Below are 25519 nucleotides of genomic sequence, written 5' to 3'. Positions count from 1 at the left end.
GTCCTTGCAGGGCCCGTGCCTAGCCCTGGCCGATGGCCAGCGCCTTGTTGTACATGGTCTTGGCCGCCTCCACGGAGGCGGCGTTGGCCTCGTAGGAGCGCATGGCCGTGATCATGTTGGCCATCTCCTCGACCACGTTGATGTCCGGGTACTTCACGAAGCCGTCCTTGTCGGCGTCGGGATGCCCCGGGTCGTAGACCTTCTTGAAGGGGCGCTTGTCGGCCACGATGCCGTCGATCTTCACGCCCTTGAGCTCGCGGTTGTTGGCGTCCCACATGTGGGCGTCGAAGGGATCGTAGACGTCCGTGGTCTCCATGGAGACGGACTTGCGCACGTAGGGGCCGCCCTCGGCCGTGCGCGTGGTGTTCATGTTCGCCAGGTTCATGGAGATGACGTTGAGGTAGGACCTCTGGGCCCCCATGCCGGAGGCCGCGACGTCGAGCGCGGTCATGAAGTCCATTACCTGCTGCCCTCCGTGACGATCTTGCTCAGCTCCTGGAAGCTGTGCTGCACCACCGTGGTCAGGGTGTTGTACTCGAGCTGGTTCTTGTTCAGGATGGTCATCTCCTTGTCCAGGTCGACCCTGTCCTCGCCGTAGACGTAGCGGGGCTGGAACTCCTCGCCCACCGGGCGGTCGAAGGTGCCGGGCGCGAAGGCGGCGGGCATGTGCTCGGGGCTCGTCCTGGTCAGGCGGCCGCGCATGTCCTGGTTCAGCGCCTGCTGCAGCTCCTTCTCGAACTCGATGCGCCTGGGCCGGTAGCGGGGCGTCTCGATGTTCGCCAGATTGGACGTGACGAGATTTTGACGATCGAGCTGAAGGTCCATGACCTTCGCGCTGACGTTCATGTATCTTTCCATGAGTTCCATGTTCGGCCTCCTTCGGGCGTTTCCGGGCGATCACCCGCACCGGTCCCGCCATCTGCGATCCACGAGTGCGCACAAGTGAAAGCAAGGCCTGTTCCAATGCTGTAAGATGTCGGAATTGATGTGTTTGTTCAGGATTGCGCCCGTCGGGCGCCGGATCGGGCGTCGCAATCGTGGCGGCCGGAAGGGGAGGCAAGCCCAGGCGGGGAAAGGGAAGGGGGGGCAGGAGGGGAGGCAGAAGGGGAGGCAGATGAAGAAAAGATGAGAGGCGCGGGGTGGGGAGGACGGAGGCATCTACCGGCAGCCGCCGGCAGCCGCGGCCACTCCGTATCGCCGGAGCGTACCCGGATCGCGCCGCTGCGTACGGCACGACGGGCCGCACTCGAAAATCACATGAACACGGTCCGGAAAGTAAAGGTTTCGGCCCCCGCGTCCGATAAGCCCCAGGCACGGCCACTGCCCGGCGAGGTCCGCCCGGGCGGGGGGCCGGGCTCGGCTCGGGGGAGCCGACACGGGGGATCGGGTCGGGCAGGGGGAGACCTGTGCCCGGCCCGATGACCAGGGCCCTTTCCGATCCCCGGGGCCATGCGGAAGTACGTGCCGGGAGTATGCCCGGCCGCTCTTTTTTTCGGGCCCGGCCGGAAGTTTCACGCAGCCGTCGCGCCGCGCCGCCACTCCCGGACAAGGCTCGGAACGGCCCGTACCGCAGGGTTTTTCCGGATGGCTGCCGAGACGCCGGAAATGGAAAAAACGGCGTTGGCACATCGGTTGCAGATATCGGGTCGCCCGCGTCTCGCGGGAAAAAACGTCCCGGCAACGGAGTCTCCCCGATGGGGGCCGGGAACGTCAGGAACATCGCAAGCGGAGGGTTGAGTCATGAGTCACTTGGATTACGAGATCAACAAGGAACTCGGTGAGTGCTATCTCTTCATGGGAGACCTGGAGAAGGCCGAAGAGTATTACGCCAAGGCCATCGGCTCCAACGGCGTGCACCCCGATCCCTACCTCGGTCTGGCGACCATCGCCGTGCAGCGCGGCGATCTCGCCAATGCCCTCGGCCTCTACCAGAAGGCCGACTCCATCGAGAGCAACGACAAATCTCTGGCCGGCATGGCGCTGGTCGAGTCCGAAACCGGGCAGAACGCGTCCGCCTTCGTGCACTTCGCCAAGGCGTTGGACGTCAATCCGTCCAACCTGATCGCCCTTTTCGGACTGGTCCGCATGGGCCACGCCACCGGCCGCCTGGCCGAGGTCGTGCCGTACCTGGAAGGCTTCCTGGCCATCGACCCGGCCAAGCACGACGTCCGCTTCTCGCTCGCGGGATGCCGGATGTGCCTGGGCGACGTCGAGGGCGCGGCCGCCGAGCTGCGCCTGATCCTGGACAGCGATCCGGGCAACGGCCCCGCCAAGGAGCTGTACGCGCACATCCGCCAGGCGGCGTAAGCGGCAGAAGGAATGACTCCCCTCCCATTGCGTCCCGCTCGTACCCGCGGCGGTGCGGGTACGGGCGGGACGCCCTTCGCAGGGAGAGGAGCCGTCTTGCCATCCGCCCCCTTTTTGGGCACAGTCCGCCCAAACGCAACGATGGGGGTATGCGAATGGATCTTCTGCCCGTCAGCCGGGCTCTGCTGAGCGTCACCGACAAGAGCGGCCTGGCCGATTTCGCCCGTTTTCTGGTCCAGCACGGCGTGGAGCTGGTCTCCACCGGCGGCACCAAGAAGCTGCTCTCCGGCGAGGGGCTGCCCGTCACCGGAGTGAGCGAGGTCACCGGCTTCCCCGAGATCATGGGCGGCCGCGTCAAGACGCTGCACCCGGCCATCCACGGCGGAATCCTGGCGGACAAGGACAACCCCGACCATCTCGCCACGCTCTCCGAGCTGTCCATCAAGCCCTTCGACCTGATCTGCGTGAACCTCTACGACTTCGCGGACGCCGCCCGGAAGGGGCTGGCGCTGAAGGACGCCGTGGAGCAGATCGACGTGGGCGGACCGACCATGCTGCGGGCCTCGGCCAAGAACTACCACTCCATCCTGGTCGTGCCCGACCCCGCCTTCTACAAGCGCATCTGCGACGAGCTGGCCGACAACGGCATGCGCGTCTCCCTGGCCCTGCGCAAGGAGCTGGCCGCCGAGACGTTCAGGCGCATCAGCCGCTACGACGCCCTGATCGCGGATTATCTTTTCCAGCACGAGGGATAGGCCATAGCCGACAAGGTTCTGGGACGCACCGAGGGTCTCAAGCAAAGCCAGCTGAAGGCCCTCTCGCGGCTCTACGGCCGCCGTTTCCCGAGCAGGGGAGGCATGAGCCCCGAACAGGCCCGCGAGCTCGCCGTGCTCTCCTCCGGGCTCGGCCGCCAGATCGGCCTGCTCCTGGACCGCCAGGGCAGGCCGCGTCTCGTGGTGGTGGGCGACGCCCACTCCATCCTCATTCCCGAGCTCGGCCGCGTGCGCGCCTCGGGCGGCAGGCTCCGGGGCCTGCGCCTCCTGCACACCCACCTTTCCCCCGACGGACTCTCCGAAGAAGACCTCATGGACATGGTCTTCCTGCGCCTGGATGCGGTGCAGGTGCTGACCGTGGGCCCGGACGGCCTGCCCGGCCGGGTGCAGAGCGCCCACATGCTGCCGCCCAACCCCGAGGGCAAGGCCTACGACGTGGGCTCCATGCGGCCCTGGGACCGCGACGACACCGACTTCACCGTCCAGGCCGAGGCCCTGGAGGAGGAGCTGGCCCGCGCCGAGTCCGCGCGTCCGGTGACGGCCGAGGGCCGCGCCGTGCTCGTGCACGTCTCGCCCATGCCGCGGCCCGCCCAGGAGTCCTCCCTGGCCGAGCTGCGCGCCCTGGCGCGCACCGCCGGGCTCGACGTGGCCGACACGCTGACCCAGCGCGTGCCCCAGGTGAACCCGCGCACCATCCTCGGCAAGGGCAAGCTCGCGGACCTCGAGGTCGCCGCGCTGCAGGCCGGGGCGGACGTCGTGGTCTTCGACTGCGAGCTGACCCCGGCGCAACTCAGAAACCTGGGCGAGGCCACGGAGCGCAAGGTCATCGACCGCAGCCAGCTGATCCTGGACATTTTTGCCCAGCGCGCCACGAGCCGGGCGGGCAAGCTGCAGGTGGAGCTGGCGCAGATGCAGTACCGCCTGCCGCACCTCGTGGGCCGGGGCGAGGCGCTCTCGCGTCTCATGGGCGGCATCGGCGGCCGGGGCCCGGGCGAGACCAAGCTCGAGATCGACCGCCGCCGCGTGCGCGAGCGCATCACCCGCGTGAAGCGCGAGCTTTCCGAGCTGCGCAAGCGGCGCGGGCTTCGCCGGGCGCGCCGGGCCAAGGCCGAGGTGCCCGTGGTGGCGCTCGTGGGCTACACCAACGCGGGCAAGTCCACGCTCCTGAACACGCTGACCCGCTCCGAGGTCCTGGCCGAGGACAAGCTCTTCGCCACCCTGGACCCCACCTCGCGCCGCATCCGCTTCCCCGAGGAGCGCGAGGTCATCCTGACCGACACCGTGGGCTTCATCCGCCACCTGCCCAAGGAATTGCAGGAGGCCTTCCGGGCGACCCTGGAGGAGCTCGAGGCCGCGGACGCGCTGGTCCTGGTGGCCGACGCGGGCCATGCCCAGGCCGCGCAGCAGATCGAGGCGGTGGAGCGCATCCTCGAGGAGATGGAGCTTTCCGACATCCCGCGCGTGCTGGCGCTGAACAAGTGGGATACCCTGGACACGCAGGCACGCGAGGCCACGGCCGCGGCCTATCCGCACGGCATTCCCATCCGCGCGCGCGACCGCGCGAGCCTCGAGCCCCTGGTGCGCGCCGTGCTCGACCTGCTTTCCGGCCACCAGGGCGGCATCCAGGCAGGACCGCCCCGCGCCCCGCGCGCGGCCGAACCCGCCGTTCCCTCAGGCCCGGACGACGAAGCCGCCTGGGACGACGACATCCCCACCGAGTACATCCCTTAGCGAAGCTCCGGCCGACGCCTTCGCCCGAGGCGGCTGTCCGTTACTTCTCGCCCTTCTCGTCCGGCGGCGTCTTCGTCTTCGGGGGCCTCGGCAGCTTGCCGAGATCCGGCGGCGGGTAGTCCGGAGGCGGGTTGACCCCGCCCTGGATGCGGTCGCCCGCATCGAACGGGAATTTCAGGATCGGCGGCCTCTCGGCGAGGGGCGTCTTTTCGTCGCTCATGGTCTGCTCCCCGGACGTCCCTTCGGGCGTCCTGTCGCGAGGCGTTCCCTCACTGCTTCTTCACGAACTCCACCAGCTCGACGCCCGCCTCGGGGGTGATGAGCATGCCGTCGTCGCCGCAGTTCTCGGCGACGTTGTCGTCCGTGACCCAGGAGGGGTTGGTCAGGAAGATGTTGGTGTCCTCCGCGCCGTCTCCGAAGTAGCCGGGCCAGCCGAGGATCCTGCGCCCGTCCTTCAGGTGCACGATGACGTAGCGCCGGTGGCCTGAAAAGGCGTCCGCCCAGGCGTTGCGCCTGGCGCTCACGTTGGAGAGGCCCAGGCCGCGGAAGATGCGCATGTGCGCGTCGTGGGTCACCGACCAGGCGTAGAGCAGGGCCAGGGCCACGGCGATGGCGAACATGCCTGCCATGTTCGGCAGCCTGAGGACGATGGCCGGGCTCTGTTCCCCGCCCGGGGCCGGACCGGTCCACAGGGTGAAGGGCAAGGCGTCGAAGAAGAGCGAGTAGATGAAGAAGATGAGCAGCGTGAGGATGGCCGCGTTGACCGTCTTGTCGAACTGGCTGCGCGTGATGGCGGGCGTGAGCGCGTCCGCCAGGGCCATGGCCAGGAAGCCCGGGATGAACAGAAAAAGGATGGTGATGAGATGTTGGTCCATGACACCGAAAATCCGCCGATGGGGGATCGGTGTCAACGGAAGAGTGCCGGAAAAAACATCCCTCGTCCTGTTTGGTCAATTATCCCGAGGCCTAATATTTTTTTCGCGAGCCGCGGCACGTTCAGGCTGACCTGCGCGACGAGCCCGGCCTAGCCCTCGACGTCCTCGGTCGCGACGGTCTTGCCGCGGCGCCAGGGGTTCTCCTCGCCGCGCGCGAGGCGCACGATGTTCTCGCGGTGCTTCCAGTAGAGCAGGGTCATGGCCACGAGCCCGGCCGGGACGAAGCCGAAGCTGCCGCCGAGCAGCAGGAGCAGGGGCAGGGCCGCGCCGAAGACCAGGGCGCCCAGGGAGACGAAGCCCGAGGAGGCGATGGTCGCGATGCACAGCGCCACGGAGAGGATCACGGTCCAGGGGGCCAGGGCCAGGAAGGCGCCGATGGTCGTGGCGAAGCCCTTGCCTCCCCTGCCGCCCAAAAAGCACGAGTACATGTGGCCGACCACGGCCGCCAGGGCGCACAGCGAGAGGAAGAACCAGCCGTGGCTGAAGCGGGTGGCGGCCCACACGGGCAGGAATCCCTTGAGCAGGTCCAGGGCCAGGGCGGCCACGCCGTATCTGGTGCCGCACAGCCTGGCCACGTTGGTCGCGCCTATGTTGCGCGAGCCGTGCTCGCGCGGGTCGATCCCGCAGACCATCTTGGCGATGAACAGGCCGAAGGGGATCGAGCCCAGGACGTAGGTCATGATCAGCCAGCCGAAGTTGAGGATCATCGAGCGCTCCTTGCAAAGATGGCGACGGGATACGGGATGGGGCATCCTTACCGAAAATCGCCCCGCGGGCAAGGGCGCAGGCCGTGAAGGCCCCGCCCGGCCCGGAAAAATCGCTCTCGGGGCCGACGAGGGGCTGGACGTATTCATTCTCTTTGGGTATAGAATTGTACGTCAGGCGGCCCTGCGTCCGTTCGCACGGCGGGCAGGCGCGGCCGCGGCGATCACGCCCAAGGAGAACGTCCATGTCCCTGTCCAGGAAGGCCGTCGTCGCGCATCTGCGCCATCTGCGGGACGGGGCGCTGCATCTTGTGCGCCAGGGGCGCCGCGAGGAGGCCCTGCGCCTCTTCGAGCGCGCGCTCGAGGCCGCCCCGGCCGATCCCACGCTGCTTTGCGACCTGGCGGGGTGCCAGGCCGCGCTCGGCAGGCGGCTCGACGCCTGCCGCACCCTGGCGGCCCTGCTTCTCCACCATCCGCACCTCGAAGGGCACCGCCGGCTCTACGAATCCCTGGCCCGGGGGGAATCCCCGGCCTGACGCTTCACCCGGAAGAGCCCGTGGGCCAGGGCTGCGCTCCAGACGGGCCGTCCCCACACGTTTTTCGTGTCGCGAAAGCCTTTTCCCCCGTTCCCATCGTCGCGCGGCTGTGGCATATTGCGACCATGGACCCCTGGCCGCATCACGTCGCGCCTGCCCGGCGGGCCATGCCCGCGCGCCCGGCTCCTGTCCCGCGTCTCCCGCGAGGAGGGCTGGGCCTGCCTGCGCGCCGGACCCCGCCGCCCGCGTCCTTTCTCCTGCGCCGCATCTCGCCCACCCCAGGCACGCCCGGCCACACGCGCGACAAGGCCGCGCCCGGCGGCGGGGGCGACCGCTTCCTGCGCTGCGGCTCCTGCGGCCACACCCTGGCGCCCGCGGGGGCGCGCATAGAGGCCTTCGGCGCGCACGTGCACGTCTTCTCCAACCCCGCGGGGCTGGTCTACGAGCTCGGCTGCTTCGCCGGGGTCTTCGGCGCCCAGGGCGAGGGGCCGTTCGTGGCGCAGTTCTCGTGGTTTCCGGGCTATGCCTGGCAGGTGGCCGTGTGCGGCGGCTGCCGGGCGCACCTGGGCTGGCTCTACCGCCCGGAAGGCTCGTTCGCGCTGCCGCCGGAGATTGGCGGCATCACCGGCTTCGGGGGCTTCTGGGGGCTCATACTCGGCCACGTCGACGAGGATTGATTTCAGGCCGTCCCAAGGGCCCCGTCTGCGGCGTTGCCGCGAGAGGTTCAAACCCTCGCGTATGAAGCAATACGCGTCGGGCTTGAACCTCTCTTGCGCCTTGCATCCGGGACCCTTGGAACGGCCTGAAAATACCGTTCATCCCAATCCGCTGCCGGAGAGGCGAGAAATTGGCCGCGGGCTGCCCTACAGTCCTCGTCTGCCGCGTTGCCGCGAGAGGTTCAAACCCTCGCGTATGCGGCAATACGCGTCGGGCTCGAACCTCTCTTGCGCCTTGCATCCGGAACCCTTGGAACGGCCTGAAAATGCCGGTTCGTCTCCATCCGCTGTCAGAAAGGCGAGAACTTGGCCGCAAAAAAGCTCAGGCCCGGCGTGTACTTTCCCATACGCGCCGGGCCTGAGCTTTTTTTGCGCCGCGAATCCGAGGCCTTGGAACGGCCTGGGAAACGAAACGTGTCGTCACTCCGGGGGGATTCCCGGCAGGCCCCGCATGATCACTCCGCCAGGGCCTCGGCCACGCGGATCTCGTTGCTCAGGGGATCGGCCTTGCCGAAGCGCAGCATGCAGGGCTGCCCGGCGATGAACTTCTCGCCGCACAGGTCCTTGGGCGCGCGCACGAAGATCTGCAGTTCCGGCACCGAGAAGTTGATCAGATTGCCGCATTCCTCCACGGCCACGGCGTGCCAGAACTTTTTCGGGGTCTGCTTGACGTGCAGGAGCTTCCAGTAGCGCGGCCTGAAGCGCTGCACCTGGGAGGCCGCCTCCAGCCGGGCGGTGAGGCGCGGCAGCATGGCGGCCAGCTCCTCCGCGTCCCACAGCGCCTGCCCCCGGGTGAGGAAGGCGTGGATCTGCGCGGAGTTGATCAGGTCCGGATAGCGCCGGAGCGGCGAGGTGGAGGGCGCGTAGGCCTCGAGCCCGAGCGCGCGGTGGGGCTTGGGCGCGGCCTCGAGCAGGCTCGGCCCCATCTGCTTGACCGTGCGGAAGATGTCCAGCGGCTCGCTCCAGATTCCGGCCAGCTCGCGCGGCAGGGCCACGTCCTGGGTGCGGTGCAGGAGCGCGATCCCCTTCTCGCGGGCCCACAGGGCCGCGGCCTCGTTGGCCAGGATCATGAACTCGCTGACCAGGAGCTGCGAGCCGGGCGTCTCCTTCTTTTCCGCGACCTCCACTTGAACGTCATTTTTTTCTTCCGTGAGCGAGATCTCGGGCTCGGGCCGCTGGATGACCACGGCCCCGCGCTCGATGCGCCGCTCGCGCAGCGCCCGGGCCACGGCGTGGGCCAGGCCGTAGCGTCCCGTCTCCTCCGCGTCCTCGGCGATGGCCTCTTCGGCCGCCTCGTAGGTCACGTTGGCGGACAGGCGCACGGGCGCGAAGCGGATGTCCTTCTCGAGCACCGCGCCGTTCTCGGCCAGCAGGAACTCGGCCACCAGCGCGGGCCGGACCTTTTTGGCCACCAGGCTGTAGATGTCCGTGGCCAGTGCCTCGGGCATCATGTAGGCCGCGCCCTCGGGCAGGTAGATGCTCGTGGCCCGGTCGCGCACCGCGCGGTCGAGCTCGCCGCCGAACTCCCAGGCCAGGGCCGGGCAGGCCAGGGCCACCGAGAGGCGGATGCCGCCGGGCGCGCGGCGGATGGAGAAGGCGTCGTCGATGTCGCGCGTGGTCGCGGAGTCGATGCTCACGTAGTCGGCGTCGGCGGCATCCGGCTCGGACAGGGCGGCCACGGCCTCGGCCTGCCGCGCCGTCTCGGCCGCGTGCTCGTCGGCCCAGCCGTCGCCCCAGGCGAAGCCCGCCTGGTCGAGCAGATAGTTGTAGTGCGGCGGCACGAGGCCCCACTTGCGCGCGATGAGCAGCGCGAGGTGCGGGTTCTCGGGCAGGCCCTTGCGCAGCTCGCGCCACACGGCCTCGCTCTCGCGGTCCTCGGGATCGCGGATGCGCGCGAGCAGGATCTGGCGCAGCCGGTTCTCGGTCGCGTCGTCGCCGAGGCGCGGCGGGGTCTGCCCGGCGGGCAGGTTCCACAGCGTCTTCACGAAGTCGCGGCCCGCGGTGACCAGCTGCTCGGCCACCCGCTGGCGCTCGGCCTCGCCCATGCGGCGCTCCACCTCTTCGGCGGAGTAGATGGCGAAGCTCGGGGGCTGGAACTTGAAGTGCGTCTTCCGGCCGAGGAGCGCGCGGCCCACGGCCGCGACCGTGTCCACGTCCGGCTCCTGGGCCGTGAGCTCCGCGAACCACTCGGCCCCGGCCGCGTCCACCTCGCCCTGGGCGAGCTCCCACAGGACCAGGGCGTCCACGCCCGCCTCCAGGGAGTTGCGCAGCTCGGCATGGCGCCGCACGGCGTCCTCCATGCCGGAGCGCGTGGTTACGCCCTCGTAGACGGGGCCGGACCAGGGCAGGAGCCGGGCCGCGGGCACGAGCGTCTCCCGGCCCGTCTGGGTGAAGACGTGCATCCGGCCGGATTTCTCTCCGGCCACGAAGCCCACCATCGGCTGGTTGCCCTGCATGAACTCGACGATGCACCCGGGACCCGGGTGCTGCACAAGACTGGATGTCATGGAACGAAAAACCGCCTTTACCGCGCCGATGCGCGAACCCCCTTCCTAACCCGGGGCCGCCGTCTTGTCACCCCTGTCCCGGCCTCGGCCGTTCCCGGCGCCGCACCGTCCCGCCTCCGGTCGCGCCCCGGTCGCGTCCCGATTTTCATCCTGTGCCATAAGGCGCGGCAGCTCCTGCACCTTGCGCGAGACCGGGGGAAGACGGTAGGGAGACGTTTCGCGCAACGGCGCTTCACAGGAGGGCGGCATGGCAGTCATCATGGGCACGGCCGGGCACATCGACCACGGCAAGACTTCTCTGGTTCGGACCTTGACCGGCATAGACTGCGACCGCCTTTCCGAGGAGAAGCGGCGGGGCATCACCATCGAGCTCGGCTTCGCCTACTACGACCTGCCGGACGGGCAGCGCCTCGGCATCGTGGACGTGCCCGGCCACGAGCGCTTCGTGAAGAACATGGTCGCGGGCGCGGCGGGCATCGACTTCGTGCTCCTGGTCATCGCCGCGGACGAGGGCGTGATGCCGCAGACCCGCGAGCACCTGGAGATCTGCTCCCTGCTCGGCACGACCACGGGCCTCGTGGCCCTGACCAAGACCGACATGGTGGACGAGGACTGGCTGGCCCTGGTCACCGAGGACGTGCGCGAGTTCCTCTCCGGCACCTTCCTCGACGGCGCGCCCATCGTGCCCGTCTCCTCGTCCACGGGCGCGGGCTTCGACGAGCTGCGCGCGGCCGTCGCGGCAATCGTCTCCGCGCACACGGAGCGGCGGCGCTCGGACCTCCTGCGCCTGCCCGTGGACCGCGTCTTCACCATGAAGGGCTATGGCACGGTCATCACCGGCACCCTGGTCTCGGGCAGCGTGAAGGTGGGCGACGACCTCGCGCTCTATCCCTCGGCCCTCCCGGTCAAGGTGCGCACGCTGCAGTCGCACGGGCAGAGCGTGCAGCAGGTGGAGGCGGGCCGCCGCACGGCCGTGAACCTCTCCGGCGCGGAGGTCGAGGACATCGCGCGCGGCGACGTGCTGGCCCTGCCGGGCGCGCTCTTCCCCTCGACGGTCTGGGACGCCCGCGTGACGCTGCTCTTGTCCGCGACCAAGCCGCTCAAGCACCGCAAGCAGTTCCATTTCCACCACGGCAGCCGCGAGGTCATGGCCCGCGTCTACCTGCTCGACCGCGACGAGCTCCTGCCCGGCGAGAGCGCGCCCGCGCAGATCCGCTTCGAGGAGCCCATGGTCGGCGTCTTCGGCGACCGCTTCGTGATGCGCTCCTACTCGCCGCTGCGCACCATCGGCGGCGGCGTGCTGCTCGGCCCCTGGCCGCGCCGCTTCAAGCGCCGCTCCGTGGAGGCGGCGAGGCTCCTCTCCCTGCCCCAGGCCGCGCCCGAGGAGCTGGTCCTCTTCCAGCTCGACATGGCCGGGACCGCCGGGCTCTCCTTCGCCCGCCTCCTCGTGGGCACGAACCTGGAGAGCCGGGGGCTGGAGAAGATCCTGAACGACCTGGGCGGCCGCCAGCAGGCGCTGATGTTCGACCGCGAGGAGCGGGCCTACGTGGCGGGCCGGATCTGCGACGAGCTTTCCGCCTCCGCCCTGGCCCACGTGGCCGACTACCACCGCCGCGAGCCCATGAAGCCGGGACTGCCGCGCGGCGCCCTGGCCTCGGGCTGGGGCCGCGACGTCTCCCCCAAGCTCTTCCACTTCCTGGTGGAGCGGCTGCTCAAGAAGGGCGAGCTCGTGCAGGAGCAGGAGATGCTGCGCCTGCCGGGCCACAAGGTCTCCCTGGCCTCGGACCAGGCCAAGCTGCGCGAGGCCGTGCTCTCGGCCTACGCCAAGGGCGGCGTCACCCCGCCCAACCTGAAGGACGTGCTCGATCCGCTGAACGTGGACTTCAAGGCCGCGGCTCCGGTCTTCAAGCTGCTCACGGACCAGGGCGAGCTGGTGAAGGTCAAGGAGGACATGTACTTCGCGCGCAGCGCCGTGGACAGCCTCGTGGCCATGATCACGGAATGGTTCAAGCAGAACGACGACCTCGGCCCGGGGTCGCTTCGGGACCTCACGGGCCTTTCGCGCAAGTACGCCATCCCGCTGCTCGAGTGGCTGGACAAGGAGAAGATCACCGTGCGCGTGGGCGACAAGCGGCTTCTGCGCAAGCGCTGAGGCGGGCCGGACGGCCCGGGGAATGAAGGACGCGCCGGAAGCGGCGCAATGAAAAAAGCCCTGTCTCGCGACAGGGCTTTGATCTTCTTGTGGGGCGAACGATGGGGCTTGAACCCACGACCCCAAGGGCCACAACCTTGTGCTCTGCCAACTGAGCTACGTCCGCCGTAAAGGGAAAAGTCAGATACACAGCGGTCCGCCCGATGTCAAGGGCGTCGTCGCGCATTCGCCGCAAAGCTTTCGGCGCGGCGTGCGGCCTTCGCCCGCCGCGTCTTCCTCTCGGGCCTCCCTCAAGCCTTGCGCAGCAGAGCGGCCAGGGCCTCGGGGTCGTGCACCGGGTCCTCGCAACTGCGCCTGGCGCGGCAGACGTAGGCCGTGGCCCGACCGTCCAGCATGGTCCGGCCCTCGGCCGCGGGGCAGAGCCCGTCCGTCTCGGCCGCGTCCTTTTCGTCCCCCGGGTCCTTGAAGACCAGGGTGGCGTCCGGGGCGAAGGTCCTGCCGTAGGCGGCGAGCAATCCCTGGGTGTCCTCGGCGCCGCATTTCCCGACCACGACCACGTCCGCGCCGCCGCGCTCATCCTGGGGGTGCAGGGGAGAGAGGCCGCAGAGCAGCATGGCGAAGGCGTCCGGCCGCTGCCCGGCCTTGCCCGCCACGTACCCGGCCACGGCCTCGGCGCGCTCGCGGAAGCGCTCCTGCCCCGTGATGCGGGAGAGCCGCGCCAGGGCGAGCACGGCCGCGGAGTTGCCCGAGGGCATGGCCGCGTCGTAGATGTCCTTCTGGCGCACGGGCAGGGCGGCCTCGCCCACGGCGCGGGCCGGGGTCTGGAAGAAGCCGCCGTGCTGCGCGTCGTCGAAGTCCTCGACGAGGATCCGGGCCAGGGAGGTCGCCTCGCGCAGCCAGCGGGGCTCGCCCGTGGCCTCGGCAAGCTCCAGGAGCCCCCAGGCGAGGAAGGCGTGGTCGGCCAGCAGGCCCGGCACCGCGGCCTCGTTCTCGCGCCAGCGGTGCAGCAGGCGGCCGTCCGGCATGCGCAGCCTGGAGAGGATGAAGTCCGCGGCCCGCGCGGCCTCGCGCGCCCAGGAAGGCTCGAACGCCCTGGCCGCCTTGGCCAGCGCCGCGATCATCAGCCCGTTCCAGTCCGTGAGCACCTTGTCGTCCATGTGGGGCCTGGGCCTGCGGGAGCGGTAGAGCAGCAGGCGGCTGCGCACGGACTCGAACTTCTCGGCAAAGGATTTCTCGCCCATGCCCAGGCGGGCCGCCAGCTCGGCCGGGGTGCCCGAGAGGTGCAGCACGTTGGCGCCGGTGCGCTCGCGCCGCGCCTCGTCCTCGAAGTTGCCTTCCGGCAGCACGCCGAAGAGCTCCCTGGCCCATTCGGCATCCAGGTCCAGCGCCGCGTCCAGGTCCTCGTCGCGCCAGACGTAGAAGAGGCCTTCCTGCCCCTCGCTGTCCGCGTCCTCGGCCGCCAGGAAGGCGCCCAGCGGCCCGCGCAGGTCGCGCAGCACGTAGCCGGCGATCTCGCGCGCGGTCTGCGCGAAGAGCGGCTCGCCCGTCACCTGCCAGGCCTCGGTGTAGGCCATGAGCATCATGGCCTGGTCGTAGAGCATCTTCTCGAAATGGGGCAGCAGCCAGCGGGCGTCCGTGGAGTAGCGGTGGAATCCGAAGCCCACGTGGTCCCAGAGGCCGCCGAGCCGCATGGCGACGAGCGTGCCGCGGACCATCCCGAGGCTGTGCGCGTCCCCGCTCGCGCGGTGGTGGCGCAGGAGCATCAGCAGCTGGTGCGGGGAGGGGAACTTGGGCGCGGTGCCGAAGCCGCCGTGCTCCGCGTCGAAGCGCTCGGCCAGGATGCCCGCCGCGCGGTCGAGGACGTCGTGGCCGAAGTCCGCGGGCTCGCCCGCCTGCTCGATCTCGCGCAGGTGGCCCACGATCTTGGCGGCCGCGCTTGCCGCCTCCTCGTGCTGCGTGCTCCATATCTGGGCCAGGCGCGGCACGAGGTCCAGCATGCCCATGCGGCCGGGCAGCGACTGCTTGGGGATGTAGGTGGCGGCGAAGAAGGGCTCGCCCCCGGGCGTCAGCACCACGTTCAGCGGCCAGCCGCCCCCGCCGGTCAGGATCTGGCAGGCGGTCATGTACAGCGAGTCCACGTCCGGCCGCTCCTCGCGGTCCACCTTGACGTTCACGAAGACCGCGTTCATCAGCGCGGCCACGTCCTCGTCCTCGAAGCTCTCGTGGGCCATGACGTGGCACCAGTGGCAGGTGGAATAGCCGATGGACACGAAAAGCGGCTTGTTCTGCGCCTTGGCCTCGGCAAAGGCCTCCTCGCCCCACGGCCGCCAGTCCACGGGATTTTGCGCGTGCTGCAGAAGATAGGGTGACTTCTCGCCCGCAAGGCGGTTTGCGCGTTCTGTATTCTCGGCCACGAAAAAAACCTCCGCGATGTCCGTGTGTGCGGCCCGTCGGGCCTGTGCCCGGGCTATATCCGCTTGAGCTCGGCGACGGTCCGCTCGTTGGTCACGTTGCCGGTGTTCAGCGTCGTCTTGGGCTCGATGAGCATGACCTGCGCCTCTTCCTCGGCCACGGGCATGTGCTCCACCCCGCGCGGGATGACGATGAGCTCGCCGGGGCCGAGATCCACGTCCCCGTCCCTGAAGCGGATCACGAGCCTGCCCTTGACCACGAGAAACATCTCGTCCTCGCCGTCGTGGTGGTGCCAGACGAACTCGCCCTTGAGCTTGGCCAGCTTGATGTAGGAGTCGTTCAGCTCCCCGACGACGCGGGGGCTCCAGTGCTCCGTGAACAGGGAGAACTTCTGCGCGAGATCGACCTTTTCCATGGGGACTTCCTTTGGGCATTTCAGGGCCTCGGGGGACGCCGCGCCGGGAATGCCAGTCTGCGGCCTTCGTAGCCCGGAATCGAGGCGAGTTCAACCGAGACGCGCATTTTCCTCGTCTGCCCCGTCCTCTCGCCATCCGCCACGCAACGGTTGACGACGGGCCGCGATGCGCCTATTGATCGCCAAACTTGAGTCATATCCTGATGCATGTCATACGGAATCTGAATTGACGGATATGATGATCGCAAGGAGAGAGAGGATGAGCAACAAAGTGAAGTATGTCCATACAGGACTCATTGCGCGCGATTGGAGGCGCATGGTCGCCTTCTACGTGGAAGTCTTCGGCTTCACGCGCACGGACAACCATATCGATGCGTCCGGTGAGATCGCCGAGGAGCTGACCAACATTCCCGAAGTGGCCATCCGCGGCACGCACCTCGGCTTTCCGGGCTGCCCGGGCGTGACCATGGAGATCCTCGAGTACGCCCCGCCCGTCTACCGCGCCGGGGAAAGCGCGGTGAACGACCAGGGCTTCACCCACCTCGCCTTCGAGGTCGCCTCCATCCCCGAGGTGCTGGAGAAGATGCGCGCGCACGGCTGCGACACCCTCGGCGAGGAGGCTTGCATGGAGTGCCCGGACGGCCGCACCCTGACCCTCGTCTTCGCCCGCGATCCCGAGGGCAACGTCATCGAGCTGCAAAGCTTCGCCGACTAGCCCCGGCCTTGCATCGCCCCGCGCGGCGCCGCCCGTTCGGCACCCCCCGTTCGGCGGGCCGTCCGCGCGGGGCGTCCCGCCCCTTTCGCTTTCGCCGAAAAATCTAGCGGAACACGCAGGCGTTGCCCGAATCCTGGTAGCAGGCGTTGCACGAGATGCACTCGGCGGGCGAATCGCGCCCGGCGGCCCACTCGGCAGGCAGGGCGGGCTCGCGCAGCAGGGCGCGGGCCAGCGAGAAGAAGGCCACGTCCGTCTTCTCCAATACCCCGCGCATCACCGCCGGAGTCTTGTTCAGTCCCACCATGCCCACCGGCACGCCGAACTTCCCGGTGATCCTGGCCGCGATCTGCGCGGCCTGGTCCCGGAACACCGATTCCTCGTAGGGAAGCTTGGGCGTCTGGAGCATGGCCCCGCCCATGCCGCTCACCTCCACGGCGGCGAGGCCCTCGGCCGCGAGCGCCTCGCAGGCGTGCAGGCAGCCCTCGAAGACGGCGTCTTTTCCCTCTGCCGGGCCGTCGAAGTTCGTGGAGTCGATCTTCACCAGGACGGGGAAGTCGTCGCCCACGGCGCGGCGCATGGCGCGGAAGATGGAGAGCAGCATGCGCGTCCTGTTCTCCGGCGAGCCGCCGTACTCGTCCGTGCGCACGTTCACGGCCGGGTTCAGGAAGCCGCTCAGGAAAAAGCCGTGCGCGCTGTGGATCTGCACGCCGTCGTAGCCCGCGAGCTTCGCCCTGCGGGCCGCGTCGCCGTATGCCTCGACGAGTTCCGCGATCTCCGCCCGGCTCGGCGTGAGCGCGTTCCAGCGCTCGCCGTTTCTCCCGGCGAAGGTGGCCTGCAGCACGATGGGGCAGCCCCTCGCGTGCGCGGCTGCGGCCAGGCGCGCGTGGCCCTCGATCAGCGCGTCGTCGTAGAGCCCCAGGATGCCGGGCAGCACGCCCGCCACCGGCGTGACGTGCGTGGCGCTGGTGATGATCATCCCCACGCCGCCGTCGGCCAGCTCCTCGTAGACCTCCACCAGGCGGTCGGTGGGCCGCCCGGCCTCGTCCGCCATGCGCTCCCAGGTGGCGGAGCGCACGAGCCTGTTGCGCAGCGCGATGCCGCCGATTCGTATCGGATCGAAAAGCGTTTTCATGGCTGAACCTCCAGAGGGCGCGGCGCACCGGTTTCCGGATTGAATACGCGCCTTCGGGCGTTGGCGGAAGTACGCACCGTTTCGTTCCCCGGTATGCAAAAGGTGACCGGGGCGAGCGGGCAGGGGAGGAGGGCGGCCGCTCGGCCCGCCGGGACCGGCCCGCTAGGGCCGGTCGTCCGGATAGGCGGCGGCCACGGAGGCCTTGTACTCGGCGAAGGTCCCGGCCTCGATGGCCGCGCGGGCCCGCGCCGCGAGGTCCAGGAAATAGTGCAGGTTGTGGATGGAGTTCAGGCGCAGGGAGAGGATCTCCTTGGCCGCGAAGAGGTGGCGCAGGTAGGCGCGCGAGAAGGTGCGGCAGGTGTAGCAGGAGCAGGCCGGGTCCAGCGGGCGGTCGTCCTCGCGGAACTCGGAGCGCTTGATGTTGACCTTGCCGAAGCTCGTGAACAGCGTGCCGTTGCGCGCGTTGCGCGTGGGCATCACGCAGTCGAACATGTCGATGCCGCACTCGATGCCGGTCAGGATGTCCATGGGCGTGCCCACGCCCATGAGGTAGCGCGGCCGGTCGTCCGGCAGCTTCGGCCCCATGTGGGCCATGATGCGGTACATGTCCGCCTTGGCCTCGCCCACGGAGAGGCCGCCCAGCGCATAGCCCTCGAAGCCGATGCGCGCGAGCCCCGCGAGGCTCTCCTCGCGCAGGTCCTCGAAGATGCCGCCCTGCACGATGCCGAAGAGCATCTGGTCGCCCGTGCCCGCGGGATAGGCCGCCCGGCAGCGCGCGGCCCAGCGCTCGGTCAGCGCCAGGGACTCGGCCGCGTAGTCGCGGTTCGAGCCGCCCGGAGGGCACTCGTCCAGGACCATCATCACGTCCGAGCCCAGGTTGCGCTGAATGGAGACGACCTTCTCCGGGGTGAAGAGGTGGCGCGAGCCGTCCAGATGCGAGCGGAACTCCACGCCGTCCTCGCCCAGGCGCCGGAGGTCCGACAGGCTGAAGACCTGGAACCCCCCGGAATCCGTGAGGATGGGGCCGTCCCAGCCCATGAAGCGGTGCAGCCCGCCGCGCCGCGCCACCAGCTCGTCGCCCGGGCGCAGGTAGAGATGGTAGGTGTTGCCCAGGATCATCTGTGCCCCGGCCGCGCGCAGGTCCGCCGGGCAGACCGCCTTGACCGATCCCACCGTGCCCACGGGCATGAACATGGGGGTCTGCACGACCCCGTGGGCCGTGGCGAGGCTCGCGCGCCGCGCGAAGCCGTCGCGCGCGTGGATGGTGAAGGTTCCGGGCTGCTGCATGGTCTCGGGCTCTCGAAATGTCGTGTGGATGAAGGGGCTGCCGGGCGTGCCGTCCGGGCCGGGCTCGGCAGCGATACCCAATGCCGCGCGGCCTGTAAACCCCTCCCCGCGCCCCGTCATCTCTGCCGGGCGTTGTCGCCGTGTCCCGTATTGACGGAGTGAAACAGTCGTATTATGTTAGGCAAAACATATGTGATTGCGCCGTGAAGGCGCACTCCGCGCGGCCCGTCCGGTCCCGGTCGGCACCCGCGCGAGAAAACGGAGGATCATCATGTCCCAGACCGATTACGCGCGCCTGCAGGATGTCCTGATGAAGGAACTGCGGCTCATGCACTACCCCATCGCCATCAAGTACTTCTTCGATGCCGCCGAGCTCGAGCGCTTCAAGAAGGAGGCGGAATACTACCAGCCGGTCAAGCCCCTGACCTTCTGCCAGGCCGAGATCGGCGCGCGCATGGAGGGCATCTCCGTGCTCATGGAGGAGGAGAAGCTCGGCTGCACCAACGCCAAGTTCGTCTTCGGCTGGAAGGGCATGGACGAGGGCGAGGTCAAGAGCCACTCCAAGTACGCGAGCGACCTCGAGCAGGCCGGGCGCTTCGTGGCCACCAAGCCCCGCCTGCCGGAAGGCAAGCTCCTGGCCGTGGCCGTCACGCCGCTTGCCGCCACCCTCTTCGACCCCGACGTCATCCACTTCTACTGCGACAACATGCAGGCCTACCACCTGCTCGGCGACTGGATGGCCGTGCGCGACATCCACCCCCTGCGCCCCAACCTGACCGTCAACTCCGCGGCCTGCGGCGGCAACGTCTACGTGCACGACACAGGCCTGGCCAACCTCTACCTGGCCTGCAGCGGCAGCTACAACTCCGGCAAGACCGAGCGCGGCGAGATCAACGTCTCCATCCCCGGCAAGGACCTGCCCGCCATGGTCGCGCGCCTGGAAAAGCGCATCGCCGACAAGGGCGGAGCCGCCATCACCCGCCTGGGCGAACCCTTCCCCGGCGCCGACATCTGCAAGAACTGCCCGCTCATCACCTTCACCAAGGGCAAGGCGCCCGAGGCCTAGGCGCACGCCGCAACGAGCCTCCGGCGGGCAGGGAAGGGCTTGCGCGCCCCTCCCTGCACCCTCCCCGCGCCAGAGAGGGGCTGCGCGCCCCTCTCTGGACTCTCCCGCGCGAGGCTCGGCCTCGACCCGCTCCGCAAGCGATCCGATTGACGAACGGACAGGGGCTGCCTGGGCGTGAGAGGCCGCAGAACGAGAGCGTTCGCAAATGTCCTCTCTATGAGGTTCCTCTTCCTCCTCCAGCCTCAGCGCACCACCGCCCCTCCACGCCCAGGCGACCTCCTGTCCATCCGCCCCAGGCCCCGCTCGCGAAGGCGGGTCGAGGGGGTGACCCCCTCGCGGGGGATGGTCCAGGAAGGGGCGCGCAGCCCCGGAGGGATAATCCCTTCCTGGCCGCCGGAGGCATCTTCGGTCTTGAAATCCTACCGCTTCAGCAGCTTCTTCAGCTCCCGAAGGCTCCTCGTGTTGAGCACGTCCTTGGCCTCCAGCCAGCCTCGCCTGGCCTGGCCGAGGCCGAAGCGCATGGTGTCGAGGCCGCCCGGGCTGTGGGCGTCCGTGGAGACGGCCACGAGGACGCCCGCCTCCTTGGCGGCGCGGCAGTGGCGGTCGTCGAGGTCGAGGCGCTCGGGGTGGGCGTTGAGTTCGAGGAAGACGCCGCGCTCGGCGGCGGCCGCGATGACCCGCTCCATGTTCACGGCGTAGGGTTCGCGTTTGCCGATGAGGCGGCCGGTGGGGTGGCCGAGGATGGTGAAGTGCGGGTTGTCCATGGCGCGGACGATGCGCTCGGTCTGCGCGTCGCGCGGCAGGCCGAACCTGGAGTGCACGGAGCAGACGGTGAGGTCGAGGCGTTTCAGGATGGAGTCGGGCAGGTCCAGGCTGCCGTCCTCGAGAATGTCCACCTCGCAGCCCTTGAGCAGGGTGATGCCGGAGAGCCCGTCGTTCACGCGGTCGACGGCGTCGATGAGCGCGGCCAGGCGGTCGGCGTCCAGGCCGTGGGCCACGGTCACGGCCTGGGAGTGGTCGGTTATGGCCAGGTAGTCGTAGCCGCGGCTGCGGGCGGCCTCGGCCATCTCCTCGAGGCCAGCGCGGCCGTCCGAGGCGTCTGTGTGGGCGTGCAGGTCGCCGCGCATGTCCGCGAGGGTGACGAGGGCGGGCAGGCGGTGTTTTCGGGCCGCCTCGAGCTCGCCCGTGTCCTCGCGCAGCTCGGGCGGGATGAAGTCCATGCCGAAGAAGGCGTAGAGGTCCTCCTCGGTCTCTCCCGCGACCCGTTCCTCGCCCCTGAAGACGCCGTACTCGTTGACCTTGCAGCCCTGGTCCTCGGCCATGCCGCGCAGGCGCACGTTGTGGGCCTTGGAGCCGGTGAGGTAGTGCAGGGCCGCGCCGAAGCTCTCGGCGGGCACGACGCGCAGGTCGGCCGAGGGGCCGTTTCTGAGGCGGACCGTGGCGCGCGTCTCGCCCTTGGAGACGACCTCCTCCACGCGGTCGTAGGCGGCGAAGGCGTCCATGACGCGGGCGGGCCCCTTTTCGGGATCGTCGCACACGGCCACCATGTCCAGGTCGCCCACGGTCTCCTTGCGGCGGCGCAGCGATCCGGCCGGCTCCGCGCGGACGACACCCTCGACCGCGCGGATGTGGTCGAGCAGGGGCAGGGCGAAGCCTTCGGCCTCGTCCAGGCGCATGCGGCTCATCTCGTGGGTCACGCGGCCCTTTTCCAGGGCGGAAAGGGCACGGCCGATCTTGGCCTCGCTCTTCTCGCCGAAGCCCTCGAGGTCGCGGACGGCGCCGGAATCCACGGCCTTGCGGAGGTCGTCGAGGCTTTCCACGCCGAGCTTCTCGCGCAGGATGCCCACGCGCTTGGGGCCGAGGCCTTCCACCCGCAAAAGTTCCAGCAGGCCGGGCGGGTTCTCGGCGCGCAGCTTTTCGAGCAGCGGCAGCGAGCCCGTGTCCACGATCTCGCGGATCTTCTTGGCCAGGTCCTCTCCGATGCCGGGCAGCCCGGAGAGGTCTTCGTCGGCCGCGACCATGTCGGCCACGTCGCGGGCCATGGACTCCACGGTCCTGGCCGCGTTCTCGTAGGCCCGCACGCGGAATGCGTTGGCGCCGTTTATCTCGAGGTATTCGGCGACGTTGCGGAAGATGCGGGCGATGTCCGCGTTGTGCGCAGGCATGGCGCGGCTCCTTACCCGGCCGCGGGCGGCGGGATACCCGGGCGCTGCCCGGGGCAGGCGGGCCTCATTTCTCTTCCTTTTCGGGCACCATCCTGTCCGCGGGCGAGGTCTCGGCCCCTTCGCGCACCGAGCGGTACGGGTCCTCCGGCTCCACCTCGCCCTCGATCATGACCTCCTCGGGCCGCGGGGGGCGCTCCGCCCTGCCCGGTGCGCGGTCGCGGCGCTCGAAGGCCGTGCGGTCCACGCGCACCTCGTCCACCACGACCTGAAGGCCCAGATCGTCCTCGAGCAGCGAGAGCAGGAGGGCGTGCTGGCGGTCGCTCGGCAGCACGCCGCCGAGGAGTACCTGGCCGTTCTCCACCCGCAGCGAGAGTTCCACGGTCTCCACGCGGCCGTCTCCGTGCAGCTCGTCCTGCGCGGCCGCGGCCAGGGCCGCGTCGTCCATCCCCTGGAACCTGTAGGGCAGGATCGGGGCGGGGCGCAGGGGCTCTTCCACGGATTCGGCGGGGCCTGGGCCTCCCTCTTCGGCGGCCGCGCAGTCGCGGCAGTGCAGGGTCCAGGGCACCGCGCGCAGGCGCTGCATGGAGATGTCGCGGCCGCAGGCCAGGCAGGTGCCGTAGGTGCCCGCGCCGATGCGCAGCAGCGCGTCGTCCATCTCCTTCTCTCGGTCGCGGGCGAGCCGTTCCTGCTCCTCGAGCGCGAGCTGTCCCGTGTCCTTGCGGCTGCGCTCCTCGTATTCCACCTCGGGCGCGGAAAGGCGCAGGCGTTGCTCCTCGAGCCTTCCGGCCTCCTCGCGCAGTTCGCGCAGGCCGTTTTCCAGAAGGTTCCGCATTTCCTCGATCTGTGATTGCGTGAGCATGCTGCCCCCTTGTCGTTCGGTTTTGATGGGGCGCGGGGCGCCCATCGTTTGCAGGGGCCGTTTCCAGCCGAAAGGAAACGGCCGCGGCGGCTAGCTCCCCGTCTTCTGGCAGGCTGGGCAGAAGACGGCGCTGCGTCCGGAGACCTTGATCGTTTCGAGCTTGCCGGAGCATTTCGGGCAGCAGCCGTCGCGGTGGCGATGCGCCGTGAGCATGGTGTCCGGCATGCGGGCCGGGTCCGCGCCGTTCTCCACGGCCTGCTCGAGGACCTGGCGCAGGGTCGCGTGCAGCCGCTTAAGCCCGGCCTCGTCCAGGGTGTCGACCGGGGTCCTGGGATGCAGGGAGAGCTGGAAGAGGATCTCGTCCGAATAGACGTTGCCGATCCCGGCCAGGAGGGACTGGTCCATGAGCGCGGTCTTGAGCATTCCGCGCCGCCCGGCCAGGAGCCGGGCGAAGCCGCTCCCGGAGAGCCCGGGATCCAGTGCGTCCGGCCCGAGACCCTGCTCGCGCGCCAGCGCGTCCGGCGAGGCGGCGAGCCCTATGCGGCCGAGCTTCCTGGTGCAGGCGTAGTCCAGGTCGTAGCCGTTCTCGAGGGCCAGGCGCATGCAGACGTGCTCCGGGGCCGAGTCGGCCAGCTTGTGGTACTTGAGGCGGCCGGTCATTCCGAAGTGCAGGGCGAGCCAGCCGTCGCCCGGGATGCGCGCCAGGAGGTGCTTGCCGTGGCGCGCGGTCTCCTCCAGGGCATGCTCCTCTATCGCCCGGCGCAGGTCGTTCGCGGAGACGCCGTCCAGCAACCCCGTCTCGAGGTCCTGCACGGACTCGATGCGCTTGTGCAGGGCCGTTGCTTCCAGATAGCGGCGAAAGACCTCCACGTCGGGCAGTTCCGGCATTGCGGGCTCCTTGGACCGTGTTCCCGCCCCTGCGTCGTTTTGCGGCCGTGGGAAAAGGGCGCCCCGATGGCGGACGCGCCGGTCTCCGGGGCGCCATGCGCGTCCCGGTGCGGGCGGACCGGCGCGTCCGCTCCAGAGGGGAGGGAACGACCATACGACGTCACGACGGATGTGGGAAGGGGGGAGGGGAATTTTCTGGGGTTCTCTTCGGGGAAGGAACTGGCTGTCCACCGTTTCGGGGCCAAAAACGTTTTCTTCGGGCAGAAGGGCGCCCCGCTTCCTGGAGTGGACGCCGCCCGGCCGCCCGGCGTATATGCCGAATGGTCCGGCCGAGTCTTCGGTCCAGATCCTTTTCCTGCCGACAGCGGTTGCCGGCGCAAACCGTCATTTTCCGAAAGACGCATCCAACGAGGCTTCCGTGAAGGAGACCCTGCGCGTGCTGCGCGACATCTGGCGTCTTGCCAGGCCCTACTGGTTTTCCGAGGACCGCTGGCCGGGCCGCGGGCTCCTGGCGGTGATCGTGTCCATGAGCCTCGGGCTCGTGTTCCTGAACGTGCTCTTCAACAAGTGGAACAACGCCTTCTACGACACGCTGCAGAACCACGACCTGAAAGGCTTCTACCACCAGCTCGGCATCTTCGGCGTGCTCGCGGCCAGCTACATCACGGTGGCGGTCTACCAGCTCTACCTGCGCCAGATGCTGCAGATCCGCTGGCGGCGCTGGCTCACGGAGCGGTACCTGGGCGAGTGGCTGGGGGACAAGGTCTACTACGGGCTGCAGATGCGCAACGGCGACACGGACAACCCGGACCAGCGCATCGCGGACGACATCGGGCTGTTCATCGAGCAGACCCTGACCCTCTCGCTCGGCTTCCTCGAGTCCGTGGTCACGCTCGTCTCCTTCACGAGCATCCTGTGGATGCTCTCCGGCACGCTCTCCATCGCGCTCTTCGGCCATGCGCTGCGCGTGCCCGGGTACATGGTCTGGGTGGCCGTGGTCTACGCCATCGTGGGCACCTGGCTGACCAAGCGGGTGGGCCATCCGCTGATCCGGCTGGACTACGACCAGCAGCGCTACGAGGCGGACTTCCGCTTCTCGCTCGTCCGGCTTCGCGAGAACGCCGAAGGCGTGGCGCTCTACGGCGGCGAGAAGGACGAGGCCGGGCTCTTCTCCGAGCGCTTCGGCCACGTGGTGCGCAACTGGTGGGAGATCATGAAGCGGCGCAAGCGGCTCGCCTGGCTGACCACGGGCTACGGCCAGCTGGCCGTGGTCTTCCCCTTCCTGGCCGCGGCGCCGCGCTACTTCTCCGGGGCCCTCCAGCTCGGCGGGCTCATGCAGACGGCCTCGGCCTTCGGCAACTTCCAGGGCGCGCTCAGCTGGTTCGTGGCCGCCTACCCGCAGCTGGCGCAGTGGAAGGCCACGGCGGACCGGCTGACCCACTTCACGCAGGCCATGGACGAGGCCAGGGACGGGGCGCGCACCCTCCGGGAGAAGGGCGGCGTGCTCGTGCGCCGCACGGGCGCGGACGAGCGGCTGCGCGTGCGCGACGTGGCGCTCGACCTGCCGGACGGCAGGCCGCTGCTCTCGAACATCTCCTTCACCCTGGCGCCGGGCGGGAGCCTGCTCGTGACCGGGCCTTCGGGCGCGGGCAAGAGCACGCTCGTGCGCGCCATCGCCGGGCTCTGGCCGCACGGCCGGGGGCGGATCGAGCTGCCCGCCTCGGGCCGGATGCTCTTCCTGCCGCAAAAGCCCTACCTGCCCGTGGGCACGCTGCGCGCCGCGGTGAGCTATCCGGTTCCGGCCGGGGGCTTCGACGACGAGGACGTGCGGGAGGCGCTCACGGCCTGCGGGCTCTCGCGTCTGGCGGGCCACCTGGACGACGCCCGCTACTGGGCGCAGGAGCTCTCGCCGGGCGAGCAGCAGCGGCTGGCCTTCGCGCGCATGCTGTTGCAGCGGCAGGACTGGCTGTTTTTGGACGAGGCCAGCTCGGCCCTGGACGAGCCGGGCGAGAAGGCGCTCTACGCGCTCCTGCGCGAGCGGCTGCCGCGGGCGGCCATCCTCAGCGTGGGGCATCGCGGCACGCTCAGGGCCTTTCACGAGCACAGCCTGGTGCTCGAGCCGCTGGCCGAGGTGGCGGGCGCGTCCCCGGCCGCCCGGGAGCGCCCGGAGACGGAGGAGGCCGGGCTCGAAAAGCCCGCCACGGTGGAGATCGGCTAGC

22 protein-coding genes and 1 tRNA gene are annotated in these 25519 nt (G+C 69.4%); 9 read left to right on the top strand and 14 right to left on the bottom strand.

Translation table 11 applies throughout. From position 1 onward, the window contains the following. Positions 1 to 19 precede the first annotated feature (19 nt). On the bottom strand, positions 20 to 460 hold the full coding sequence (gene flgC, locus DSX2_RS01925) for a flagellar basal body rod protein FlgC (RefSeq protein WP_020879342.1): 441 nt from the start codon (positions 458 to 460) through the stop codon (positions 20 to 22). Continuing rightward, positions 460 to 867: a flagellar basal body rod protein FlgB gene (flgB, locus tag DSX2_RS01920; RefSeq protein ID WP_020879341.1), complete on the bottom strand. Its 408-nt coding sequence runs from the start codon at positions 865 to 867 to the stop codon at positions 460 to 462. Before flgB ends, flgC begins: the two co-directional genes overlap by 1 nt. Positions 868 to 1740: 873 nt before the next feature. On the opposite strand from flgB, the gene DSX2_RS01915 reads away from it, so the two are divergent. The 3 genes from DSX2_RS01915 to hflX all read left to right on the top strand — a co-directional run bounded on the left by DSX2_RS01915 (position 1741) and on the right by hflX (position 4811). Continuing rightward, entirely contained in the window at positions 1741 to 2307 is a 567-nt protein-coding gene (locus DSX2_RS01915; RefSeq protein WP_020879340.1) for a lipopolysaccharide assembly protein LapB, read from the top strand. Positions 2308 to 2462: 155 nt separating this feature from the next. Next, positions 2463 to 3062 (top strand): MGS domain protein, encoded by a 600-nt coding sequence (locus DSX2_RS01910; protein WP_020879339.1) that lies wholly within the window; start codon positions 2463 to 2465, stop codon positions 3060 to 3062. A gap of 102 nt (positions 3063 to 3164) precedes the next feature. Then, the gene (hflX, locus tag DSX2_RS01905; protein WP_020879338.1) at positions 3165 to 4811 is read left to right on the top strand and encodes a GTPase HflX; all 1647 of its coding nucleotides are present in this window, start codon (positions 3165 to 3167) and stop codon (positions 4809 to 4811) included. A gap of 40 nt (positions 4812 to 4851) precedes the next feature. Here the strand turns inward: hflX and DSX2_RS01900 are convergent, their stop codons facing one another. From DSX2_RS01900 to plsY, 3 genes are all read right to left on the bottom strand, one after another. After that, positions 4852 to 5031, bottom strand: coding sequence for a hypothetical protein (locus DSX2_RS01900; protein WP_020879337.1), 180 nt, complete (start codon positions 5029 to 5031; stop codon positions 4852 to 4854). A gap of 49 nt (positions 5032 to 5080) precedes the next feature. Next, positions 5081 to 5686 carry a DUF6338 family protein gene (locus tag DSX2_RS01895; RefSeq protein WP_020879336.1) on the bottom strand — a complete coding sequence of 202 codons (606 nt, stop codon included), beginning with the start codon at positions 5684 to 5686 and terminating at the stop codon, positions 5081 to 5083. Between the two features lie 149 nt (positions 5687 to 5835). Beyond that, positions 5836 to 6453 (bottom strand): glycerol-3-phosphate 1-O-acyltransferase PlsY, encoded by a 618-nt coding sequence (gene plsY / locus DSX2_RS01890; protein WP_020879335.1) that lies wholly within the window; start codon positions 6451 to 6453, stop codon positions 5836 to 5838. A gap of 242 nt (positions 6454 to 6695) precedes the next feature. Here plsY and DSX2_RS01885 point away from each other — a divergent pair, with 242 nt between their 5' ends. Both DSX2_RS01885 and DSX2_RS17390 read left to right on the top strand, forming a co-directional pair. Further along, positions 6696 to 6986 carry a tetratricopeptide repeat protein gene (locus DSX2_RS01885; RefSeq protein ID WP_020879334.1) on the top strand — a complete coding sequence of 97 codons (291 nt, stop codon included), beginning with the start codon at positions 6696 to 6698 and terminating at the stop codon, positions 6984 to 6986. A gap of 167 nt (positions 6987 to 7153) precedes the next feature. After that, positions 7154 to 7663: a cereblon family protein gene (locus DSX2_RS17390; protein WP_020879333.1), complete on the top strand. Its 510-nt coding sequence runs from the start codon at positions 7154 to 7156 to the stop codon at positions 7661 to 7663. Between the two features lie 494 nt (positions 7664 to 8157). Here the strand turns inward: DSX2_RS17390 and DSX2_RS01875 are convergent, their stop codons facing one another. Next, complete coding sequence (locus DSX2_RS01875; protein WP_020879332.1) at positions 8158 to 10209, bottom strand: ribonuclease catalytic domain-containing protein; 2052 nt, start codon at positions 10207 to 10209, stop codon at positions 8158 to 8160. A gap of 247 nt (positions 10210 to 10456) precedes the next feature. Here DSX2_RS01875 and selB point away from each other — a divergent pair, with 247 nt between their 5' ends. Next, positions 10457 to 12361 (top strand): selenocysteine-specific translation elongation factor, encoded by a 1905-nt coding sequence (selB, locus tag DSX2_RS01870; protein ID WP_020879331.1) that lies wholly within the window; start codon positions 10457 to 10459, stop codon positions 12359 to 12361. 90 nt (positions 12362 to 12451) lie between these two features. Here selB and DSX2_RS01865 read toward each other — a convergent pair. The 3 genes from DSX2_RS01865 to DSX2_RS01855 all read right to left on the bottom strand — a co-directional run bounded on the left by DSX2_RS01865 (position 12452) and on the right by DSX2_RS01855 (position 15188). Continuing rightward, positions 12452 to 12527: transfer RNA gene (locus tag DSX2_RS01865), tRNA-His, on the bottom strand. Positions 12528 to 12651: 124 nt separating this feature from the next. Further along, complete coding sequence (locus tag DSX2_RS01860; protein ID WP_020879330.1) at positions 12652 to 14775, bottom strand: thioredoxin domain-containing protein; 2124 nt, start codon at positions 14773 to 14775, stop codon at positions 12652 to 12654. Between the two features lie 53 nt (positions 14776 to 14828). Next, positions 14829 to 15188, bottom strand: coding sequence for a cupin domain-containing protein (locus tag DSX2_RS01855; protein ID WP_020879329.1), 360 nt, complete (start codon positions 15186 to 15188; stop codon positions 14829 to 14831). Positions 15189 to 15447: 259 nt separating this feature from the next. On the opposite strand from DSX2_RS01855, the gene DSX2_RS01850 reads away from it, so the two are divergent. Continuing rightward, positions 15448 to 15903, top strand: a complete 456-nt coding sequence (locus DSX2_RS01850; RefSeq protein ID WP_020879328.1) for a VOC family protein — start codon at positions 15448 to 15450, stop codon at positions 15901 to 15903. 103 nt (positions 15904 to 16006) lie between these two features. Here the strand turns inward: DSX2_RS01850 and DSX2_RS01845 are convergent, their stop codons facing one another. Both DSX2_RS01845 and tgt read right to left on the bottom strand, forming a co-directional pair. Then, positions 16007 to 17035: an NADH:flavin oxidoreductase gene (locus DSX2_RS01845; RefSeq protein ID WP_020879327.1), complete on the bottom strand. Its 1029-nt coding sequence runs from the start codon at positions 17033 to 17035 to the stop codon at positions 16007 to 16009. A gap of 162 nt (positions 17036 to 17197) precedes the next feature. After that, the gene (gene tgt, locus DSX2_RS01840) at positions 17198 to 18322 is read right to left on the bottom strand and encodes a tRNA guanosine(34) transglycosylase Tgt (RefSeq protein ID WP_035040174.1); all 1125 of its coding nucleotides are present in this window, start codon (positions 18320 to 18322) and stop codon (positions 17198 to 17200) included. A gap of 271 nt (positions 18323 to 18593) precedes the next feature. Here tgt and DSX2_RS01835 point away from each other — a divergent pair, with 271 nt between their 5' ends. Continuing rightward, positions 18594 to 19388, top strand: a complete 795-nt coding sequence (locus DSX2_RS01835) for a DUF169 domain-containing protein (RefSeq protein WP_020879325.1) — start codon at positions 18594 to 18596, stop codon at positions 19386 to 19388. Positions 19389 to 19807: 419 nt separating this feature from the next. On the opposite strand, the gene polX is transcribed toward DSX2_RS01835, so the two are convergent. From polX to DSX2_RS01820, 3 genes are all read right to left on the bottom strand, one after another. Then, positions 19808 to 21553 (bottom strand): DNA polymerase/3'-5' exonuclease PolX, encoded by a 1746-nt coding sequence (gene polX, locus DSX2_RS01830; protein ID WP_020879324.1) that lies wholly within the window; start codon positions 21551 to 21553, stop codon positions 19808 to 19810. A 64-nt stretch (positions 21554 to 21617) separates the two neighbouring features. Continuing rightward, positions 21618 to 22412, bottom strand: coding sequence for a TraR/DksA C4-type zinc finger protein (locus DSX2_RS17385; RefSeq protein ID WP_020879323.1), 795 nt, complete (start codon positions 22410 to 22412; stop codon positions 21618 to 21620). Between the two features lie 90 nt (positions 22413 to 22502). Beyond that, the gene (locus tag DSX2_RS01820; RefSeq protein WP_020879322.1) at positions 22503 to 23300 is read right to left on the bottom strand and encodes an Fpg/Nei family DNA glycosylase; all 798 of its coding nucleotides are present in this window, start codon (positions 23298 to 23300) and stop codon (positions 22503 to 22505) included. 418 nt (positions 23301 to 23718) lie between these two features. Here DSX2_RS01820 and DSX2_RS01815 point away from each other — a divergent pair, with 418 nt between their 5' ends. After that, positions 23719 to 25518 carry an ABC transporter ATP-binding protein/permease gene (locus tag DSX2_RS01815; protein ID WP_020879321.1) on the top strand — a complete coding sequence of 600 codons (1800 nt, stop codon included), beginning with the start codon at positions 23719 to 23721 and terminating at the stop codon, positions 25516 to 25518. Position 25519 lies beyond the last annotated feature (1 nt).

The organism is Desulfovibrio sp. X2 (assembly GCF_000422205.1).
GTDB lineage: Bacteria > Desulfobacterota > Desulfovibrionia > Desulfovibrionales > Desulfovibrionaceae > Alkalidesulfovibrio.
Note: the sequence above shows the minus strand (reverse complement) of the source record. Positions and strands in the feature narration are given on the sequence as shown.

Coding starts and splice junctions, on each gene's coding strand:
- flgC (WP_020879342.1), bottom strand. CDS start 460: ATGGACTTCATGACCGCGCTCGACGTCGCGGCCTCCGGCATGGGGGCC.
- flgB (WP_020879341.1), bottom strand. CDS start 867: ATGGAACTCATGGAAAGATACATGAACGTCAGCGCGAAGGTCATGGAC.
- DSX2_RS01915 (WP_020879340.1), top strand. CDS start 1,741: ATGAGTCACTTGGATTACGAGATCAACAAGGAACTCGGTGAGTGCTAT.
- DSX2_RS01910 (WP_020879339.1), top strand. CDS start 2,463: ATGGATCTTCTGCCCGTCAGCCGGGCTCTGCTGAGCGTCACCGACAAG.
- hflX (WP_020879338.1), top strand. CDS start 3,165: ATGAGCCCCGAACAGGCCCGCGAGCTCGCCGTGCTCTCCTCCGGGCTC.
- DSX2_RS01900 (WP_020879337.1), bottom strand. CDS start 5,031: ATGAGCGACGAAAAGACGCCCCTCGCCGAGAGGCCGCCGATCCTGAAA.
- DSX2_RS01895 (WP_020879336.1), bottom strand. CDS start 5,686: ATGGACCAACATCTCATCACCATCCTTTTTCTGTTCATCCCGGGCTTC.
- plsY (WP_020879335.1), bottom strand. CDS start 6,453: ATGATCCTCAACTTCGGCTGGCTGATCATGACCTACGTCCTGGGCTCG.
- DSX2_RS01885 (WP_020879334.1), top strand. CDS start 6,696: ATGTCCCTGTCCAGGAAGGCCGTCGTCGCGCATCTGCGCCATCTGCGG.
- DSX2_RS17390 (WP_020879333.1), top strand. CDS start 7,154: ATGCCCGCGCGCCCGGCTCCTGTCCCGCGTCTCCCGCGAGGAGGGCTG.
- DSX2_RS01875 (WP_020879332.1), bottom strand. CDS start 10,209: ATGACATCCAGTCTTGTGCAGCACCCGGGTCCCGGGTGCATCGTCGAG.
- selB (WP_020879331.1), top strand. CDS start 10,457: ATGGCAGTCATCATGGGCACGGCCGGGCACATCGACCACGGCAAGACT.
- DSX2_RS01855 (WP_020879329.1), bottom strand. CDS start 15,188: ATGGAAAAGGTCGATCTCGCGCAGAAGTTCTCCCTGTTCACGGAGCAC.
- DSX2_RS01850 (WP_020879328.1), top strand. CDS start 15,448: ATGAGCAACAAAGTGAAGTATGTCCATACAGGACTCATTGCGCGCGAT.
- DSX2_RS01845 (WP_020879327.1), bottom strand. CDS start 17,035: ATGAAAACGCTTTTCGATCCGATACGAATCGGCGGCATCGCGCTGCGC.
- tgt (WP_035040174.1), bottom strand. CDS start 18,322: ATGCAGCAGCCCGGAACCTTCACCATCCACGCGCGCGACGGCTTCGCG.
- DSX2_RS01835 (WP_020879325.1), top strand. CDS start 18,594: ATGTCCCAGACCGATTACGCGCGCCTGCAGGATGTCCTGATGAAGGAA.
- polX (WP_020879324.1), bottom strand. CDS start 21,553: ATGCCTGCGCACAACGCGGACATCGCCCGCATCTTCCGCAACGTCGCC.
- DSX2_RS17385 (WP_020879323.1), bottom strand. CDS start 22,412: ATGCTCACGCAATCACAGATCGAGGAAATGCGGAACCTTCTGGAAAAC.
- DSX2_RS01820 (WP_020879322.1), bottom strand. CDS start 23,300: ATGCCGGAACTGCCCGACGTGGAGGTCTTTCGCCGCTATCTGGAAGCA.